Annotated in this window: 11 protein-coding genes and 1 pseudogene; 3 read left to right on the top strand and 9 right to left on the bottom strand. The window is 70.2% G+C overall.

What is annotated here, in order from left to right:
* Positions 1-132: 132 nt before the first annotated feature.
* Together OOK40_RS03820 and OOK40_RS03815 are read left to right on the top strand one after the other, a co-directional pair.
* Positions 133-4,245 (top strand): HAMP domain-containing protein, encoded by a 4,113-nt coding sequence (locus OOK40_RS03820; RefSeq protein ID WP_266478851.1) that lies wholly within the window; start codon positions 133-135, stop codon positions 4,243-4,245.
* Between the two features lie 10 nt (positions 4,246-4,255).
* The gene (locus OOK40_RS03815; RefSeq protein ID WP_266476466.1) at positions 4,256-4,840 is read left to right on the top strand and encodes a two-component system response regulator; all 585 of its coding nucleotides are present in this window, start codon (positions 4,256-4,258) and stop codon (positions 4,838-4,840) included.
* A 62-nt stretch (positions 4,841-4,902) separates the two neighbouring features.
* Here the strand turns inward: OOK40_RS03815 and OOK40_RS03810 are convergent, their stop codons facing one another.
* Both OOK40_RS03810 and lepA read right to left on the bottom strand, forming a co-directional pair.
* Positions 4,903-6,792, bottom strand: coding sequence for a long-chain fatty acid--CoA ligase (locus OOK40_RS03810; protein ID WP_266476464.1), 1,890 nt, complete (start codon positions 6,790-6,792; stop codon positions 4,903-4,905).
* 267 nt (positions 6,793-7,059) lie between these two features.
* Entirely contained in the window at positions 7,060-8,925 is a 1,866-nt protein-coding gene (gene lepA, locus OOK40_RS03805) for a translation elongation factor 4 (RefSeq protein ID WP_266476463.1), read from the bottom strand.
* A 210-nt stretch (positions 8,926-9,135) separates the two neighbouring features.
* On the opposite strand from lepA, the gene rpsT reads away from it, so the two are divergent.
* Complete coding sequence (rpsT, locus tag OOK40_RS03800; RefSeq protein ID WP_266476461.1) at positions 9,136-9,402, top strand: 30S ribosomal protein S20; 267 nt, start codon at positions 9,136-9,138, stop codon at positions 9,400-9,402.
* Between the two features lie 664 nt (positions 9,403-10,066).
* On the opposite strand, the gene holA is transcribed toward rpsT, so the two are convergent.
* The 7 genes and pseudogenes from holA to OOK40_RS03765 all read right to left on the bottom strand — a co-directional run bounded on the left by holA (position 10,067) and on the right by OOK40_RS03765 (position 17,719).
* Positions 10,067-11,053, bottom strand: a complete 987-nt coding sequence (gene holA / locus OOK40_RS03795; protein ID WP_266476460.1) for a DNA polymerase III subunit delta — start codon at positions 11,051-11,053, stop codon at positions 10,067-10,069.
* 51 nt (positions 11,054-11,104) lie between these two features.
* Positions 11,105-11,350 carry a hypothetical protein gene (locus OOK40_RS03790; RefSeq protein ID WP_266476459.1) on the bottom strand — a complete coding sequence of 82 codons (246 nt, stop codon included), beginning with the start codon at positions 11,348-11,350 and terminating at the stop codon, positions 11,105-11,107.
* Positions 11,351-11,361: 11 nt separating this feature from the next.
* Complete coding sequence (locus tag OOK40_RS03785; protein ID WP_266476458.1) at positions 11,362-12,138, bottom strand: arylamine N-acetyltransferase; 777 nt, start codon at positions 12,136-12,138, stop codon at positions 11,362-11,364.
* A 103-nt stretch (positions 12,139-12,241) separates the two neighbouring features.
* Positions 12,242-14,830, bottom strand: a pseudogene (locus OOK40_RS03780) (ComEC/Rec2 family competence protein); the annotation flags it as partial.
* Complete coding sequence (locus tag OOK40_RS03775) at positions 14,827-15,894, bottom strand: ComEA family DNA-binding protein (protein ID WP_266476457.1); 1,068 nt, start codon at positions 15,892-15,894, stop codon at positions 14,827-14,829. The pseudogene OOK40_RS03780 and the gene OOK40_RS03775, both read right to left, overlap by 4 nt.
* A 110-nt stretch (positions 15,895-16,004) precedes the next feature.
* A complete protein-coding gene (locus tag OOK40_RS03770; RefSeq protein WP_266476456.1) occupies positions 16,005-16,850 on the bottom strand; it encodes a DegV family protein in 846 nt (281 codons plus the stop codon).
* A gap of 77 nt (positions 16,851-16,927) precedes the next feature.
* Positions 16,928-17,719, bottom strand: coding sequence for a hypothetical protein (locus OOK40_RS03765; RefSeq protein ID WP_266476454.1), 792 nt, complete (start codon positions 17,717-17,719; stop codon positions 16,928-16,930).
* Positions 17,720-17,739: the final 20 nt, after the last annotated feature.

Below are 17,739 nucleotides of genomic sequence, written 5' to 3'. Positions count from 1 at the left end.
AACGAACAGAGTGCTTTGTCGCCCGCCCAGTCCTCCGGGCTGCCCGCCCCGTCGGGATCCCGGCCGGGTGCCGAGCCGCCGCCCGACGGTGCCTGGATCCGGGTCTCGGAGCTCCGGCCTCTGCTGGCCGCCATGACGGCCCTGCGGGACGGGGACTTCAAGATACGGGTGGCGGAGACGCATGAAGGGATGTCCGCCGAGCTGGCGGCGATGTTCAACCAGATCGCGGTGCGCAATCAGCACTTCACGGATGAACTGACGCGCGTACGCAGGGAAGTCGTACGGCACGGACGCCTGGACGACCGGCTGGCGGCGAGCCCCGGCCAGGGCGCCTGGACCTCCGGCGTGAACAGTACGAACGCGCTCCTCGACGCCCTCGTGGTGCCCGCGGCGAACGCCACCCGGGTGCTGGACGCGGTGGCCGGCGGCGATCTGACCCAGCGGGTCGATCTGCACGACGGCAACCGCCAGTTGCGCGGAGATCTGCGGCGGCTCGGCCGCGCCGTGAACAAGATGGTCGACCAGCTCTCGCTCTTCACCGGCGAAGTGACCCGGGTCGCGCGCGAGGTGGGCACCGAGGGCCGCCTAGGCGGACGCGCCAAGGTCCAGGGCCTGTCAGGGAGTTGGCGGGATGTGACGGAGGCGGTCAACACCATGGCCTCCCGGCTGACCGCGCAGGTGCGGGACATCGCGGCGGTGACCACCGCCGTCGCCCGCGGCGACCTGACCCGTACGGTCACGGTCGAGGCGACCGGTGAGCTGCTGGAGCTGAAGCTCACCGTCAACACAATGGTGGACCAGCTCTCCGCCTTCGCCGACGAGGTCACCCGCGTCGCCCGCGAAGTCGGCACAGAGGGCCAGCTGGGTGGCCGTGCCCAGGTCCGCGGCGTGTCCGGCGTGTGGAAGGACCTCACGGACAACGTCAACTTCATGGCGTCCAACCTGACCTCACAGGTCCGCAACATCGCCCAGGTCACCACCGCCGTCGCCAACGGCGACCTGTCCCAGAAGATCACCGTCGACGCCCAGGGCGAGATCCTGGAACTCAAGTCGACCATCAACACAATGGTGGACCAGCTCTCCGCCTTCGCCGACGAGGTCACCCGCGTCGCCCGCGAAGTCGGCACCGAAGGAAACCTCGGCGGCCGCGCCCAGGTCCGCGGCGTCTCCGGCGTCTGGAAAGACCTCACCGAGAACGTCAACTTCATGGCCGACAACCTCACTTCACAGGTGAGGAACATCGCGCTCGTGTCGACGGCCGTGGCCCAGGGTGACCTCGGCAAGAAGATCACGGTCGAGGCGAAGGGCGAGATCCTGGAGCTCAAGTCGACCATCAACACCATGGTCGACCAGCTCTCCGCCTTCGCCGACGAGGTCACCCGCGTCGCCCGCGAAGTCGGCACCGAAGGAAACCTCGGCGGCCAGGCCCAGGTCCGCGGCGTCTCCGGCGTCTGGAAGGACCTCACGGACAACGTCAACTTCATGGCGTCCAACCTGACCTCACAGGTCCGCAACATCGCCCAGGTCACCACCGCCGTCGCCAACGGCGACCTGTCCAAGAAGATCACCGTCGACGCCCGCGGCGAGATCCTGGAGCTCAAGGACACCGTCAACACGATGGTGGAGCAGCTGCGCGCCTTCGCCGACGAGGTCACCAGGGTCGCCCGCGAGGTCGGCACGGACGGCAGGCTCGGCGGCCGCGCCCAGGTCCTCGGCGTCACCGGCCTGTGGAAGGACCTCACCGACAACGTCAACTACATGGCCGACAACCTCACTTCGCAGGTGCGGAACATCGCCCAGGTGGCGACGGCCGTGGCCCAGGGCGACCTGTCCAAGAAGATCGACGTGGACGCCCGCGGCGAGATCCTGGAGCTCAAGACCACCATCAACACCATGGTGGACACGCTCTCCTCGTTCTCCTCCGAGGTCACGCGTGTGGCCCGCGAGGTGGGCAGCGAGGGCCAGCTCGGCGGCCAGGCGCGCGTCGAGGGCGTGTACGGCACCTGGAAGCGCCTGACGACCAATGTGAACGAGCTCGCGCTCAACCTCACCACCCAGGTCCGCGCCATCGCCGAGGTCGCCTCCGCCGTCGCCCAGGGCGACATGTCCCGCTCGATCACCGTCGAGACCCGCGGCGAGGTCTCCGAGCTCAAGGACAACATCAACCTGATGGTGTCCAACCTCCGCGAGACCACCCGCGCCAAGGACTGGCTGGAGTCCAACCTCGCCCGCCTGGCGGGGCTGATGCAGGGCCACCGCGATCTGATGGAGGTCGCCGACCTGATCCTGCGCGAGCTGACCCCGCTGGTGAACGCGCAGTACGGCGCCTTCTTCCTGGCCGACCCCGACGGCGACGGCACTCCGTCCCGTACGACATCGACCACCAAGGGACTCGCCTTCATCGCGGGGTACGGCTCGGCCCAGTCCGCCACCATCGACACGACCGGCATGCCGGGACACGGTCTTGTGCGCCAGGCGGCCCTGGAGAAGAAGCGGATTCTCCTGGAGGAGGCCCCGCCGGACTACATCAAGATCAACTCTGGGCTCGGTGAGGCGTCCCCCGCCAGCGTCGTCATCATCCCGATCCTCTTCGAGGACAAGCTGCTCGGCGTCATCGAGCTGGCGTCCTTCTCCCGCTTCTCCGATGTCCATCTGGCCTTCTTCGACCAGTTCGTGAACACCATCGGCGTCGCGATCAACACGATCATCGCCAACTCCCGTACGGAATCGCTCCTCGGCGAGTCCCAGCGCCTGGCCATCCAGCTTCAGGAACGCTCCGACGAACTCCAGCGTCAGCAGGCCGAGTTGCAGCGTTCCAACGCCGAACTGGAGGAGAAGGCGGCGCTTCTGGCCACCTCCTCGCAGTACAAGTCGGAGTTCCTGGCGAACATGTCGCACGAACTGCGCACGCCGCTGAACTCCCTTCTGATCCTCGCCCGGCTGCTCTCCGACAATCCGGACGGCCATCTCTCCGACCAGGAAGTGCAGTTCGCCACCACGATCCACCGCTCCGGCTCCGACCTGCTCCAGCTGATCAACGACATCCTGGACCTGTCGAAGATCGAGGCCGGCCGGATGGATGTGCGTCCGAAGAAGCTGCCGCTGATCAAACTCCTTGACTACGTCCACGCCACCTTCCGCCCGATCACGCTCGACCGCGGTCTCGCCTTCGAGGTCGCGGTCGGCGAGGACGTACCGCGCGAGATGTACTCCGACGAGCAGCGGCTCCAGCAGATCCTGCGCAATCTGCTCTCCAACGCGATCAAGTTCACCTCCAGCGGCCGCGTCGAGCTGAGGGTGAGCCGGCTCAAGGACCCCGACAACAAGCTGCTCAAGGGCATCGACGACCTGATCGCCTTCGCCGTCACGGACACCGGAATCGGCATCGCGCCGGAGAAACTTCCGGTGATCTTCGAAGCGTTCCAGCAGGCCGACGGGACCACCAACCGCAAATACGGCGGCACGGGCCTGGGCCTGTCGATCAGCCGGGAGATCGCCGGGCTGCTCGGCGGCCGCATCATCGCGGAGAGCGAGCCGGGCCACGGCTCCACCTTCACGCTGTACGTCCCCGTCCTCTACCCCGGCCACATCGGCGCCGACAGCGACGGCTCCCACGACGGCCTGGGCATCCACGACGTCCACGACGTGCCGATGACCTCGCCGGAGCGCCATCACGCCGAGCACATGCAGCGCGCGGACCTGGACGACGGCTGGCCGACCACGACCAAGCTGGAGGCGTGGAAGTCGGGCCGGGGCCGGATCCTGGCGGGCCGGCGCGTCCTCATCGTGGACGACGACATCCGCAACGTCTTCGCGCTCACCCATGTGCTGGGCAGGGTGGGCATGCCCGTGCTGTACGCGGAGAACGGCCGGGAAGGCATCGAGACGCTGGCGCGGAACACCGATGTCGAACTGATCCTGATGGACATCATGATGCCCGAGATGGACGGTTACGAGACGATCGAGGCGATCAGACGGAGCCCGCTGTGGACGGATCTGCCGATCGTGGCTCTCACCGCCAAGGCGATGCCCGGCGACCGTGAGAAGTCGATCGCCCAGGGCGCGAACGAATATGTGCCCAAACCTGTGGACGTCGACCGTCTGCTGACCGTCGTCTGCGCCCTGCTGGACCCGGAGGGCAGCGGGACGAGCGGACCGGACGGCGCGACACCTGGAGCAGCACCCGCGATACCGGGACAGTCAACCGGCGATGGGGATCCGGCCGTCCCACCGACGATCACGTGAGGCAGACACGATGAGCACAGAGGCGACCACCGCCGACCGCGCGAGCATCCTCCTGGTGGACGACATGGAGGACAATCTCGTCGCCTTGGAGGCTGTCCTGGGGTCCCTCAACGAGCCGCTGGTCCGCGCGCGTTCGGGGGAGGAGGCGATGAAGGCACTGCTGCGGCAGAAGTTCGCGGTGGTCCTGCTGGATGTACGGATGCCGGGCATGGACGGCTTCGAGACCGCGTCCAACATCAAGCGCCTCGACCAGACGAAGGACGTTCCGATCATCTTCCTGACCGGGACGGAGGCGGACAGCGGCTACGCGTTCAGGGGGTATGCGACGGGGGCGGCGGACTTTCTGACCAAGCCCTTCGACCCGTGGGTGCTGCGGGCGAAGGTGAACGTGTTCCTCGATCTGCACCGCAAGAACCGCCAGTTGGAGCGGATGCTGGCGCGCGAGCAGGATCAGCTGGGCGAGCTCGCGGAGCGGCTGAGCACGATAGAGACGGAACTGGGCCGCAGCGGTCCGGCGGATGTGCCGGAGCTGCGGATGCAGCTGACGCGGATGGAGGAACTCCTGACGGACCTGCGCCGCGGCAGGTGCGTGTAGCGGGGGCGGAGCCTGGCGGGAAGGCCCGGGCCTTCCCGCCGGGCTCCGCCCCGGACCCGCCCCTACGCCTCGCGTGACCCCGCGTACATGTCCTCGATCAGGTCCTTGTACTCCCGCTCGACGACCGGCCGCTTCAGCTTCAGGCTCGGCGTCAGCTCGCCGTGCTCAATGTCCAGGTCCCGCGGAAGCAGCCGGAACTTCTTGATCGTCTGCCAGCGCTGCAGCCCCTCGTTGAGCCGCTTCACATAGCCCTCGATGAGCTGCTCGGCCTCCTTCGTGGCCACGACCTCCGGGTACGACTTGCCGTCAAGACCGTTCTCCTTGGCCCAGCCGAGAATCGTGGGCTCGTCGAGCGCGATCAGCGCCGTGCAGAAGTTACGGTCCGCGCCGTGCACCAGGATGTTGGACACGAACGGGCAGACCGCCTTGAACTGGCCCTCGACCTCGGCCGGCGCGATGTACTTGCCGCCCGACGTCTTGATCAGGTCCTTCTTGCGGTCCGTGATCCGCAGATAGCCGTCCGCGGACAGCTCGCCGATGTCCCCGGTGTGGAACCACCCGTCGGGCTCCAGGACCTCGGCCGTCTTCTCCGGCAGCCCGTGGTAGCCCTCCATGATGCCGGGACCGCGCAGCAGGATCTCGCCGTCGTCCGCGATGCGCACCTCGGTGCCGGGCACTGGCTTGCCGACGGTGCCGGTGCGGTACGCCTCGCCCGGGTTGACGAAGGACGCCGCACTGGACTCGGTGAGGCCGTAGCCCTCCAGGATGTGGATCCCGGCGCCGGCGAAGAAGTAACCGATGTCCGGTGCGAGGGCCGCGGAGCCGGAGACCGCGGCGCGCAGCCGCCCGCCGAAGGCGTCGCGGAGCTTGGAGTAGACGAGCACGTCGGCGACCTTGTGCTTGGCGCTCAGCCCGAAGGGCGCGCCGGCCGTGCCCGTACGCCGGTAGTTGTCCTGCGTGGCCTTGGCGTACTCGCGGGCGACCCCGGCCGCCCACTGGAAGATCTTGTACTTCGCGCCGCCGCCGGCCCGCGCCTTGGCCGCGACGCCGTTGTAGACCTTCTCGAAGATGCGCGGCACGGCGGCCATGTACGTCGGCTGCACGACCGGCAGGTTCTCGATGATCTTGTCGACGCGGCCGTCGACAGCGGTGACATGGCCGACCTCGATCTGCCCGGAGGTCAGCACCTTGCCGAACACGTGCGCGAGCGGCAGCCAGAGGTACTGGACGTCGTCCGGGCCGATCAGGCCGGTGGCGGCCATGGCCTTGGCCATGTACGACCAGTTGTCGTGCGGCAGCCGGACTCCCTTGGGGCGGCCCGTGGTGCCCGAGGTGTAGATGAGCGTCGCCAGCTGGTCGGCCCTGATCGCGCCGACCCGCTCCTTGACGGCCTCCGGGTGCTTGGCGAGATAATCCGCGCCGCGCGCCTCCAGGTCGGCGAGCGAGAGGACCCAGCCCTCGGGGTCACTCTCGTCCGGCTCGACGCCCGCCATGTCGATGACGACGACATGCTTCAGCTCCGGCAGATCGGCCCGCTTCTCACGCGCCTTGGCGAGCTGGGAGGCGTCCTCCGCGATCAGCACCCGGCTGACGGAGTCGGCGAGGATGTACGCCGACTCCTCGGCGTTGGTGGACGGGTAGACCGTCGTGGTCGCGCCGCCCGCGCACATCACGCCGAGGTCGACGAGGATCCACTCGACCCGGGTGGAGGAGGCGAGCGCGACCCGCTCCTCGGGCTGTACGCCGAGATCGATCAGGCCGGCCGCGATGGAGTAGACCCGCTCGGCGGCCTGGCCCCAGCTCAACGACTTCCAGTCGTCGGGTCCATGACCGGAGGCGGGGGCCACCGGATACCGGTAGGCCTCGGCGTCGGGCGTGGCCGCCACGCGCTCGGCGAAGAGGATCGCCACCGAGGGCGGTCGGTTCTCGATCAGGGTCTGTGTGTCGCTCACGACGTCCTCCGGGCCTGCGGCAAGCACTGCACGACTGGCTGGTTGTTTAACTGGCGAGTAACCATCGAGCCGTGATCAGAGTAGAGCGCACCAAGCCGGTGCGTAAGAGGCTGCGGGCTGCCGCTTCATAACGAAGAGACAGCAGGATCACGGGCCGGAACCGATAATCGGTGCACGTCTCACGTATCGGGGGACGCGACCGCCTGACACGCGAAAAGCGCCCGTCCGGACCCCCGGCGGACGCTTTCGCTTGTCATGTCTCCTGGGCTACTTCTTCGCCTTGCCGCCCTCGTCGCTGGACAGCACCGCGATGAAGGCCTCCTGCGGGACCTCCACGCTGCCGACCATCTTCATCCGCTTCTTGCCTTCCTTCTGCTTCTCCAGCAGCTTCCGCTTACGGGAGATGTCACCGCCGTAGCACTTGGCGAGGACGTCCTTGCGGATGGCGCGAATGGTCTCGCGGGCGATGACCCGAGAACCGATGGCGGCCTGGATGGGCACCTCGAAGGCCTGCCGCGGGATGAGCTCCCTGAGCTTGGCGACCAGCCGTACGCCGTACGCGTACGCCGCGTCCTTGTGCGTGATGGCGGAGAAGGCGTCGACCTTGTCGCCGTGCAGCAGGATGTCGACCTTGACCAGGCTGGAGGCCTGCTCGCCGGTGGGCTCGTAGTCGAGGGAGGCGTAACCGCGGGTCTTGGACTTCAGCTGGTCGAAGAAGTCGAAGACGATCTCGGCGAGGGGGAGGGTGTAGCGGATCTCGACCCGGTCCTCGGAGAGGTAGTCCATGCCGAGCAGCGTGCCTCGGCGGGTCTGGCAGAGCTCCATGATCGAGCCGATGAACTCGCTGGGGGCGAGGATCGTGGCCCGTACGACCGGCTCGTGCACCTCGTCGATCTTGCCCTCGGGGAACTCGCTCGGGTTGGTGACGGTGTGCTCGGTGCCGTCCTCCATGACCACGCGGTAGACCACGTTGGGGGCGGTGGCGATCAGGTCGAGCCCGAACTCGCGCTCAAGACGCTCACGGATGACGTCCAGGTGCAGCAGCCCGAGGAAGCCGACGCGGAAGCCGAACCCGAGCGCGGCGGAGGTCTCCGGCTCGTAGACCAGAGCCGCGTCGTTGAGCTGCAGCTTGTCGAGCGCGTCGCGCAGCTCGGGGTAGTCCGAGCCGTCCAGCGGATACAGGCCGGAGAACACCATCGGCTTGGGGTCCTTGTAGCCGCCCAGCGCCTCGGTTGCGCCCTTGGTGAGCGAGGTGATCGTGTCACCGACCTTGGACTGACGCACGTCCTTCACGCCGGTGATGATGTAGCCCACCTCACCGACGCCGATGCCGTCGGCCGGGGTCATCTCGGGAGAGGAGACGCCGATCTCGAGGAGTTCGTGGGTGGCGCCGGTGGACATCATCCTGATGCGCTCGCGCTTGTTGAGCTGCCCGTCGACGACTCGTACGTACGTCACGACACCGCGGTACGAGTCGTAGACCGAGTCGAAGATCATTGCGCGGGCGGGGGCGTCGGCGACACCGACCGGGGCGGGGACGTCGCGGACCACGCGGTCCAGCAGGGCCTCCACGCCGACGCCGGTCTTGGCCGAGACCTTGAGGACGTCCTCCGGCTGACAGCCGATGAGGTTGGCGAGCTCCTCGGAGAACTTCTCCGGCTGGGCGGCGGGCAGGTCGATCTTGTTGAGGACCGGAACGATCGTGAGGTCGTTCTCCATCGCCAGATAGAGATTGGCGAGAGTCTGCGCCTCGATGCCCTGCGCGGCGTCGACCAGCAGGACCGTGCCCTCACAGGCGGCGAGGGACCGCGACACCTCGTAGGTGAAGTCGACGTGCCCGGGGGTGTCGATCATGTTCAGGATGTGGGTCCTGTTCTGATCCGGCCCCTCGGTCGGCGCCCAGGGCAGCCGGACTGCCTGGGACTTGATCGTGATACCGCGCTCGCGCTCGATGTCCATACGGTCGAGGTACTGAGCACGCATCTGCCGCTGCTCGACCACCCCGGTCAGCTGAAGCATCCGGTCGGCAAGGGTCGACTTGCCGTGGTCGATGTGCGCGATGATGCAGAAATTGCGGATCAGCGCCGGGGCGGTACGGCTCGGCTCGGGCACGTTGGTAGGAGTCGCGGGCACGCAGGGTCCTGATTCTTGAGACGCGGGGCGTCTCGTCTCGGGCGATGTCGGATCGATACGTAGCTTCTATCGTCCCATGGCTGCGGGGCTGCGCCCGGTTTGGGCCGTCGGATGAACGGCTGGTAACGTGGGCAGCTGTGTCTCGTGCCCTCTCAGTGCGGGACGCAACCTCAGAGATCGAAGTTTCACCGAACCTGAAAAGGCTCTTTCGTGGCGAACATCAAGTCCCAGATCAAGCGGAACAAGACGAACGAGAAGGCGCGCCTGCGCAACAAGGCCGTCAAGTCGTCGCTCAAGACCGCGATCCGTAAGGCCCGTGAGGCTGTCGTAGCGGGTGACGTCGAGAAGGCCACTGTGGCCGTCCGTGAGGCGTCGCAGAAGCTGGACAAGGCCGTCTCCAAGGGTGTCATCCACAAGAACGCCGCCGCCAACAAGAAGTCGGCGCTGGCCGCCAAGGTTGGCTCCCTGCAGGGCTGAACCTCTTGATTGTCGCCGGTAGGGACTCAGCGGGCCCTCTCTTCCGCTCCTGACCCGGCACCCTTCGCGCCGCACGCGGCCTGCGTTCGCCACGCGGGTGCGGCGCACCAAGCTTGATCCGTGGCCCCGGCCACCGTCCTTCCCCAGGACGGGACCGGGGCTTTCGGCGTTTGGGGGGCTCGGGGGCGGGGCGGGCACCGGGTGGGTCGTCCGCTCGGCGCCGCGAGAGACCGGCCCTTCGGGGTGCGCCGGGGATCGGGGGCGCCCCGGACCGAGGGTGCGCCGTCACGCCGGGCAGCATCGCCACTGCAGCGCGCCGCGGAACCTGCGCTCGGGGTCCAGGCCGCATGGCGCCGAGCAGGCGGCGCTTTGTTGTGCGCCGGGGCACAGGGGCGCCGGGGCCGCGTTTCGCACCGCGAAGCCGGCGCTTCGGGGGCGGGGCATGGCGCCGGGCCCGGGTGCGGGTGTGCCCGGCGGGCCTGGGCGTCCTCGTCAGCCACTCGCGCCGCGAAGCCGGCGCTTCGGGGGCGTGGGGGTACGAAGTACCCCCACGTCTCCACCTCCCCGGGGGTCCGGGGGCTTGCCCCCGGTTCGGGATGGGGTACCTCCCACGGCCGCCAGGCCGTAGGGGGAGGGCGGGTGGGGGAAAAGCCCACCGCAGGGCTCAGCGTCGCGACCTCGCCGCCCGCGCCACCGCCACCACCGCCTTCTCCAGCGCGTACTCCGCGTCGTCTCCGCCGCCCTTGACCCCCGCGTCCGCATCCGCCACCGCCCGCAGTGCCACCGCCACCCCGTCCGGCGTCCAGCCCCGCATCTGCTGCCGCACCCGGTCGATCTTCCACGGCGGCATGCCCAGCTCACGCGCGAGATCCGCAGGCCGCCCGCCACGAGCCGAGGAGAGCTTGCCGATCGCCCGCACCCCCTGCGCCAGCGCGCTGGTGATCAGGACCGGGGCGACCCCGGTCGACAGCGACCAGCGCAGCGCCTCCAGCGCCTCCGCCGCCCGCCCCTCCACCGCACGGTCGGCGACCGTGAAGCTGGAGGCTTCGGCCCGGCCGGTGTAGTAGCGACCGACGACCGCCTCGTCGATGGTCCCCTCCACGTCGGCCGTCAGCTGGGACACCGCGCTGGCAAGCTCCCGCAGATCGCTGCCGATCGAGTCGACCAGCGCCTGACACGCCTCGGGCGTCGCCGACCGCCCGAGCGCACGGAATTCGGAGCGTACGAAGGTGAGCCGCTCCGCGGGCTTCGTCGTCTTGGGGCAGGCGACCTCGCGCGCCCCCGCCTTACGAGCCGCGTCCAGCAGCCCCTTCCCCTTCGCCCCGCCGGGGTGCAGCAGAACGAGCGTGATCTCCTCCGCGGGCGCGTCGAGATACGCCTTGACGTCCTTGATCGTGTCCGCGGACAGATCCTGCGCGTTCCGCACGACGACGACCTTGCGCTCGGCAAAGAGCGAAGGGCTCGTCAGCTCGTCAAGGGTGCCCGGATGCAGCTGATCGGCGGTGAGGTCGCGCACGTCCGTATCGGCGTCGGCGGCCCGGGCGGCCGCCACCACCTGCTGTACGGCACGGTCGAGAAGCAGGTCCTCCTGGCCCACGGCGAGCGTGACGGGGGCGAGGGGATCGTCGGTCGAATTCTTCCTGGTGGCCATCGCGGTCCAGCATCCCACGCACCACTGACACCGCCCCCGACCTCGCAACCATCACGGCCCCTCGAGCCAGCCGTCCCACTCCCCCACGAATTGGTCCAGCTTCACCGGATCGAGCCGCCGCTCCGGGTCCTCGACGACCACCAGCCACTGGGCGTCCTCGGCATCGTCCTCACCTGCCAGCGCGTCCCGTACGAGCAAGGGCTCATCGGCGATACCGAAGCGGTCCCGCAGGGCTTCGGCCGTCTCCTCCGCGGCGTCGCGGTCGGGCAGCACCAGTACATGTCTCACAGCACTCACAGGGACATTGTTCAGGTCGCCCGGCCGGGAGCCGACGGCAGGCGGTCGAGCACCAGCCCGAAGTGCTCGCGGTAGGCCGCGAGCACCGCCGCGTCGTCGGCCAGCGGCTGCTCGTGGCGCTCGCCCCGCAGGGTGGTGACCAGCTTGCGGCCGCTGAGCGTGATCCGGCCCTCCGGAGTGAGCCGCGAGCACACGAGCGACCGCGGGAAGTGGGAATCGGGCGAGGTCCTGTGCCACCAGGCCCCCGCCCGGAAGTCATCCAGGACGCGCGGCCGCCGCTCCAGGCGGAACTGCGACTTCCCGTCCCGGTGGACATCGAGATCACCGCTCTGGGGAACCTCGACGATCCGGAACGTATCGGCCGGGTCCTCCTGGTCCCCCCGCTCGTCGAACGCCAGCGGGTAGTGGCAGTGGTCGCCGAAGCCGACATCCGCCAGCCAGGGACCCGCCGAGTCGGCCGTCTCGACCAGCAGGGCGAGATGGTCGTACGGGACACCGAGGCGGCCCCCGTCGCCGAAGACCCGCCCCTGGAGGAGGCTGACACCGAAGCCGAGGTCGCGCAGCAACGCGGCAAAGGCGCCGTTGAGTTCGTAGCAGAAGCCCCCGCGCCCGGCCTCCACGATCTTGGCCAGGAGCGCCTTCTCCTCCAGCACGATGTCCTCGCCGAGATGGATGGAGAGATTCTCGAAAGGGACTGTCTGCAAGTGCCGCAGCTGCAGCTCGCGCAGTGCGTCGGCATCGGCGCGCCGCGGGCGGCTCGCGCCGATACGGCGGAGGTAGGCATCCATGAGGAGAGTGTGGCGCGCGGGTTGTCCGCACACCATCGACCCCTGGTCCTAGGCCTGTCGCCCGATGCGGCGCCGACGTCAGCCGCGGCGGCGGGTCGGGGCCTCGCGGCACCGCCCGCAGGTCCCGGCCGTCTCCCGTCACGGCGATCGCCCCGTCGGTGTCCGTACGCAGCACCACCGCGCCCCCGGCCCGCAACGCGCCGATCGTCCGAGGAGAGGGATGGCCGTACGTGTTGTCCGCGCCCACAGAGATCAGCGCCAGCCGTGCGCGTACGCCCCGCAGCAGACCGGGGTGCTGATGGGCCGAGCCGTGGTGGGCGACCTTGAGGACATCGACCGGAGGGAGCGCCGGGAAGGCTCGCAACAGCCCCCTCTGGGCCGGTGGTTCGAGGTCGCCCAGCAGCAGCAGGGTCGGGCCGTCCTCGATCCGTACGAGCAGCGTCACGCTGGCGTCATTGGGCCCCTCCGGTACGTAGCCCACCTCCGGAAGGCCAAGCCCGGCCGTACGGGCTGCCCCGGACGCACGGACAGCCGGCGGCCACAGCACCTGCCAGGCGAGCCGCCCGACCCTCCGCCGCTCCCCCGGACCCGCACGGATCACGGGCACCCCGGCCGCAGCCGTCGCCCTCCGTACGAACACGCTCTGCTCCCAGGGCTCGTCGTACGTCGTCGTCTGGACGGCACCGACAGCTCTGCCCCGCAACACACCTGGCAGCCCCCGGACATGATCGGCATGGAAGTGCGTCAAAAGGATCAATGGAACCCGGGTGACTCCCAGGTCACGCAGGCAGCGGTCGGCGAGCTCCGGATCGGGCCCCGCGTCCACGACGACGGCCGAACCCCCGCCCGTCGCAAGCACGGTGGCGTCCCCTTGACCGACATCGCACATCGCGAACGTCCATCCCGGTGGCGGCCAGCCGGACATGGCTCTGGTGAGCGGGGCCGGACGCAGCACGGCGAGCAGAAGCAGCAGCGTGCAGCCTGCCGCCCACCAGGGATGCCTGGGAAGGCGCCTGGCGGCGAGCACGACCAGGACCGTGACGGCGGCCAGCAGCAGCCCGCCCGGCCAGCCGTCCGGCCACCCCACCTCAGCCCCCGGCAGCGCCGCCCCGGTGCGCGCGACGGAGGCAATCCACCCCGCGGGCCACCCCGCACAGCGGGCCACCGCCTCGGCAACCGGCATCGCCACCGGCGCCGCGGCGAGAGCGGCGAACCCGAGAACCGTGGCCGGGGCGACCGCGAGCTCGGCAACGAGATTGCAGGGGATCGCCACCAGGCTGACCCTCGCCGCGAAGACCGCCACCACGGGAGCGCATACCGCCTGTGCGGCAGCCGCCGCACCCACCGCCTCGGCGAGCCGGGGCGGCACCCGTCTGCGTTGAAGCGCCGCGCTCCAGCGGGGGCCGATGGTGAGCAGCGAGCCCGTGGCCAGAACGGAGAGCAGAAAGCCGTAACTCCGTGCGAGCCACGGGTCGTACAGGACGAGCAGCAGTACGGCGGCGGCCAGCGCGGGCAGCAGCGACCGGCGGCGTCCGGTGCCGATGGCGAGCAAGGCGACGGCCCCGCAGGCCGCGGCCCGCAGCACGCTCGGTTCCGGTCGGCACACGACGACGAACGCGAGCGTGAGCCCGCCGCCGAGGACTGCGGCCCCTCGCAGCGTGATGCCCAACCGGGGCGCGAGACCCCGCCGTTCAGCCAGCAGCGCGGTGCCCGGCGGTCCGATCAGCAGTATGAGCACGACGGTCAGATTGCTGCCCGAAACGGCGAGCAGATGCGTGAGATCCGTTGCCTCGAAGGCATCCTGGAGGTCGGGCGGGACCCGAGAGGTGTCGCCCACGACCAGCCCTGGGAGCAGAGCGCGGGCATCGGGGGCGAGCCCATCGGTCGCCGCGCGCAGTCCTGCCCTGAGCCCTCCGGCCGTGCGCTGAAGGGCGGTCGGCGGCCCCGTGATCGGCGGCGGACCGGACCCGTCCGGCCGCAGGACCGCGGCGAACCGGTCGTCGGTGTTCAACGGCGGCGCGAGACGTCCAGCCAGCCGGAGCGGGGTGGAGGGCAGCAGCCGCAGCCACCGGGCTGCGAAATCGCCCGCCTCGCCGGACGCACCTGCCCGCACGATCACCAGCACGGGTGTCCGGGTCACGGTCACAGTGCCGCCTGGCCCCGTCACTCGGCTCACCTCCGCGTCCAGCACCACGGATCGTCCGGCCAACTGATCGCCGCGGACCCGGGGCCGGGTCAGTCGCGGATCTGAGGTGACGGTCAATTCGGCCATGACGTGGGCATACTGGTCCGCCAGTTCCGGCAGTGGACCGCGCCGCAGATCCGCGCCGTGCAGACCGGCCGAGGCCGCACCCGCGGCGCCGCACAGCAACATGGCCGCCAGCGCGGTGGCATTGAGCCGGAGCCCGCGTCGCCCGGTACCCGCATCCCCGCCATCGGCCGCCGGACCTCCGCCGCCCGTTCTTGCACGCATGGCTCGCAACGACACCGGAGCCAGTAACAGCCCCGCGACGACAACACAGACGGTCACGGCCAGCCCGGTCCACCAGCCCGGCGCGCCTACGGCGAGAGCAGCCGCGGCCCAGGCTGCCAGGGCCGGGGGCACCAGCCGCAGATCGGCCGGTCCCTCCTGCCGCGGGTCGGACGCCCCCAGCCGATGGCCCGACGCGGCGTGCACCGCGGGGCGCGTCATGGCCGTACGAGGGTCTGGAGGTCCGCGAACCGGCGGTCGCCGATCCCGTTGACCTCGCGGAGTTCGTCGACAGACCGGAAACCCCCGTGCTGGGTGCGGTAGTCGACGATGTGCTGAGCCAGCACGGGACCGACCCCGGGCAGGGTGTCGAGCTCCTCCACGGTCGCCGAGTTGAGGCTCACCGGTCCCGCCGGCTGAGCCCCTGCCGGACCCGATGCACCCGGGCCCGATCCGGTGGCGGGCAGCCCCGGCCGTACGGCGACGCCCACCACCACCTGCTCTCCGTCCATGAGCACCCGAGCCCGGTTCAGGCCGGTCAGGTCCGTACCCGCTCTGACGCCACCGGCCGCCCGCAGCGCGTCGGCCACCCTGGATCCCGCCGGCAGCCGGTGCACCCCCGGCCGCCGCACCTTGCCGCTGACGTCGACGATGACGATCCGCCCGCCGCCCGCCCCCGGATCGGGCGGCGGCGGCCCGGGGGACGGCGGGGATTCCGGCGTGGCCGCGCCCTGCTGGACCAACTCCGGGGCCCGTACGGTCTGGGGCCGCCCCACCCAGAAGTGCTGGACCGCGAAGCCCGCGGCCAGCACGAGCACGACGGCCAGGGCGGCGAGAGCCCTGGGCTCCAGACCGCATCTGAGCTGCAGCCACAGCGGCAAGCGCTCCCGCACCGCCAGCCGCATGCGCTGCCGGGCGCTCGTACCGAAGTCCACATCCGCGCCCACGTCCACATCCGCGGCTGCGACGGCGCGCCCTTCGGCACGCGAGCGCCCGTCAGCGGCGTCGAGCCTCGCGCCGGGCGGTTCGGCAGGTCCCGTACCGCCCGGCGATCCGTCGAACAGGGCGTCCGCGCGCCGGCGCGGGGCTGTGATCGACGCGGCAGCCACCCGTCCGCCGCGAAGAGGAGCGGGTCGGCGACCAGGGCGGTACATGCCACGCCCGGGGCCACTACGCAAGCCAAAGTCGCGGGCGCGGCCATCAGCGACGCGGCCATCGCGGGCGCGGCCGTCCGAAGCCCGCGCCCTGCCCGGGCCACTACGTGCGGAACGTGTTCTCAGAGCCATGTCACAGGACGGTAGGCACATCCACCCGAACCCGCTGAGCAGGCCCAATTTCCGTGGACAACCGCCCTGTTGTGGATAACCCGGTCACCCAAAAGAGCGTCGGCGGCTCCTCATCGAGGCGAGACCACAGCCCCCAGCAACCCCGGCCCCGTGTGCGCCCCGATCACCGCGCCCACCTCGCTCACATGCAGATCCACAAGGCCGGGAACCCGTTCCCGCAGTCGCTCCGCCAGCGCCGCGGCCCGTTCCGGCGCGGCGAGATGGTGCACGGCGATGTCGACGCTGCTCGTGCCCGCCCGGTCGACGACGATCTCCTCCAGCCGGGCGATCGCCTTCGAGGCCGTACGCACCTTCTCCAGCAGCTCGATCCGGCCGCCGTCCAGCTGGAGCAGAGGCTTCACGGCAAGCGCCGAGCCCAGCAGCGCCTGCGCGGCACCGATCCGGCCGCCCCGGCGCAGATAGTCCAGGGTGTCCACGTAGAAGTAGGCCGACGTGCCCGCGGCGCGCTTCTCCGCGGCGGCCACCGCCTCGTCCAGCGTGCCGCCCCCCTCCGCCGTCTCTGCGGCGGCAAGCGCGCAGAACCCCAGGGCCATGGCGACCATCCCGGTGTCCACCACCCGCACCGGCACGGGAGCGTCCTTGGCGGCCAGCACAGCCGCGTCGTACGTCCCCGAGAACTCGCCCGACAGATGGAGGGAAACGATTCCCGTCGCTCCGGCCTCGGCTCGCGCGCGGTACGCCTCGGCGAACACCTCGGGGCTCGGCCTGGACGTGGTCACCGGGCGTCGCTTCTGCAATGCGAGCGCCAGCGAGCGGGCCGAGATCTCGGTGCCCTCCTCGAGCGCCTGATCACCAATCACGACGGTCAGCGGCACCGCGATGATGCCGTGGCGCTCCATCGTCGGCGGCGGCAGGTAGGCCGTTGAATCGGTGACGATCGCGACATGGCGGGACATGAGCGGGAGGTTACCCGCAGGGGCAGCCGGACGGCAGCCCGGGCCCTCGTCGGTGGTCGCGTCGCCTGCCTGGTGGATCAGTTCGTGGTCTCCGGACGGGCTGTTTTCTGCCAGGGGTAGGACGTCTGCTGCCGGGGATCGGGTGCCGTGATCGCCTGCGGCTGCTCTGCCACGGTCTGCCCGGGCCCAGCACCGGCCCCTGCCTCCGGCCACGTCTGCTCCGCGACACCACGGTCCCCACCACCGTCAACGCCATCACCGGCACCGCCCGTGCCCCCGGCCTCCGGCCACGACGCCGCAGGAGCCTGCGGCTCCGCCGACTCCGCTCCCGACCAGTGCCGCAACGCCCCGGCCTCAACATCGATCTGCGTGCTCAGCGCGTCCAGATCGTCGTCGGCGAACTTGCGTGCCCGGTCCCGCGCCGCCCACCGCAGGGACTCGGCCGAGCGCGTGATCCGCTCCGTACGCTCACGCAGCCCGGGCAGCAGCGACGCCACCGTCGCGCGGTCCGGCTCGCGCTCCAGCCGCTTCAGCTCGTCGTCGAGCTCATGGCCGTGCGCACTCAGCCGCTGGAACAGGCCGATCGACTCCGACAGCGAGGCGTCCTCGGCCGCGCCGGCGTGCAGCGCGTCCTGGGTCGCCCTCATCGACGTACGCAGCGACAGCCGCAGCTGCGCCAGCTCCCCGACCACGCCGCCCTGTCCGTAGCTCTTCGCGCGAAGCGTCGTCTCCTCGACGGTGCGGCGCGCCTGCGTGACCGTACGCTCCACACCTCGCTTGGCAGCGCCGATGACCTTCACGCTGACATACACCCCCAATGCCACAAAGGCGACGAAAAGCAGCGCCAGTATCAGAATCGCGGCTTCCATGAGCGCCCCTCCGGCGTCGG

Origin of the sequence: Streptomyces sp. NBC_01481, assembly GCF_026339995.1 — a bacterium.
Lineage (GTDB): Bacteria > Actinomycetota > Actinomycetes > Streptomycetales > Streptomycetaceae > Streptomyces.
Note: the sequence above shows the minus strand (reverse complement) of the source record. Positions and strands in the feature narration are given on the sequence as shown.

What these genes read in the sequence shown, in the direction of transcription:
- OOK40_RS03820 (WP_266478851.1), top strand. Translation starts at nt 133, where the DNA reads ATGACGGCCCTGCGGGACGGGGACTTCAAGATACGGGTGGCGGAGACG.
- OOK40_RS03815 (WP_266476466.1), top strand. Translation starts at nt 4,256, where the DNA reads ATGAGCACAGAGGCGACCACCGCCGACCGCGCGAGCATCCTCCTGGTG.
- holA (WP_266476460.1), bottom strand. Translation starts at nt 11,053, where the DNA reads ATGGCCACCAGGAAGAATTCGACCGACGATCCCCTCGCCCCCGTCACG.
- OOK40_RS03785 (WP_266476458.1), bottom strand. Translation starts at nt 12,138, where the DNA reads ATGGATGCCTACCTCCGCCGTATCGGCGCGAGCCGCCCGCGGCGCGCC.
- OOK40_RS03775 (WP_266476457.1), bottom strand. Translation starts at nt 15,894, where the DNA reads ATGGCTCTGAGAACACGTTCCGCACGTAGTGGCCCGGGCAGGGCGCGG.
- OOK40_RS03770 (WP_266476456.1), bottom strand. Translation starts at nt 16,850, where the DNA reads ATGTCCCGCCATGTCGCGATCGTCACCGATTCAACGGCCTACCTGCCG.
- OOK40_RS03765 (WP_266476454.1), bottom strand. Translation starts at nt 17,719, where the DNA reads ATGGAAGCCGCGATTCTGATACTGGCGCTGCTTTTCGTCGCCTTTGTG.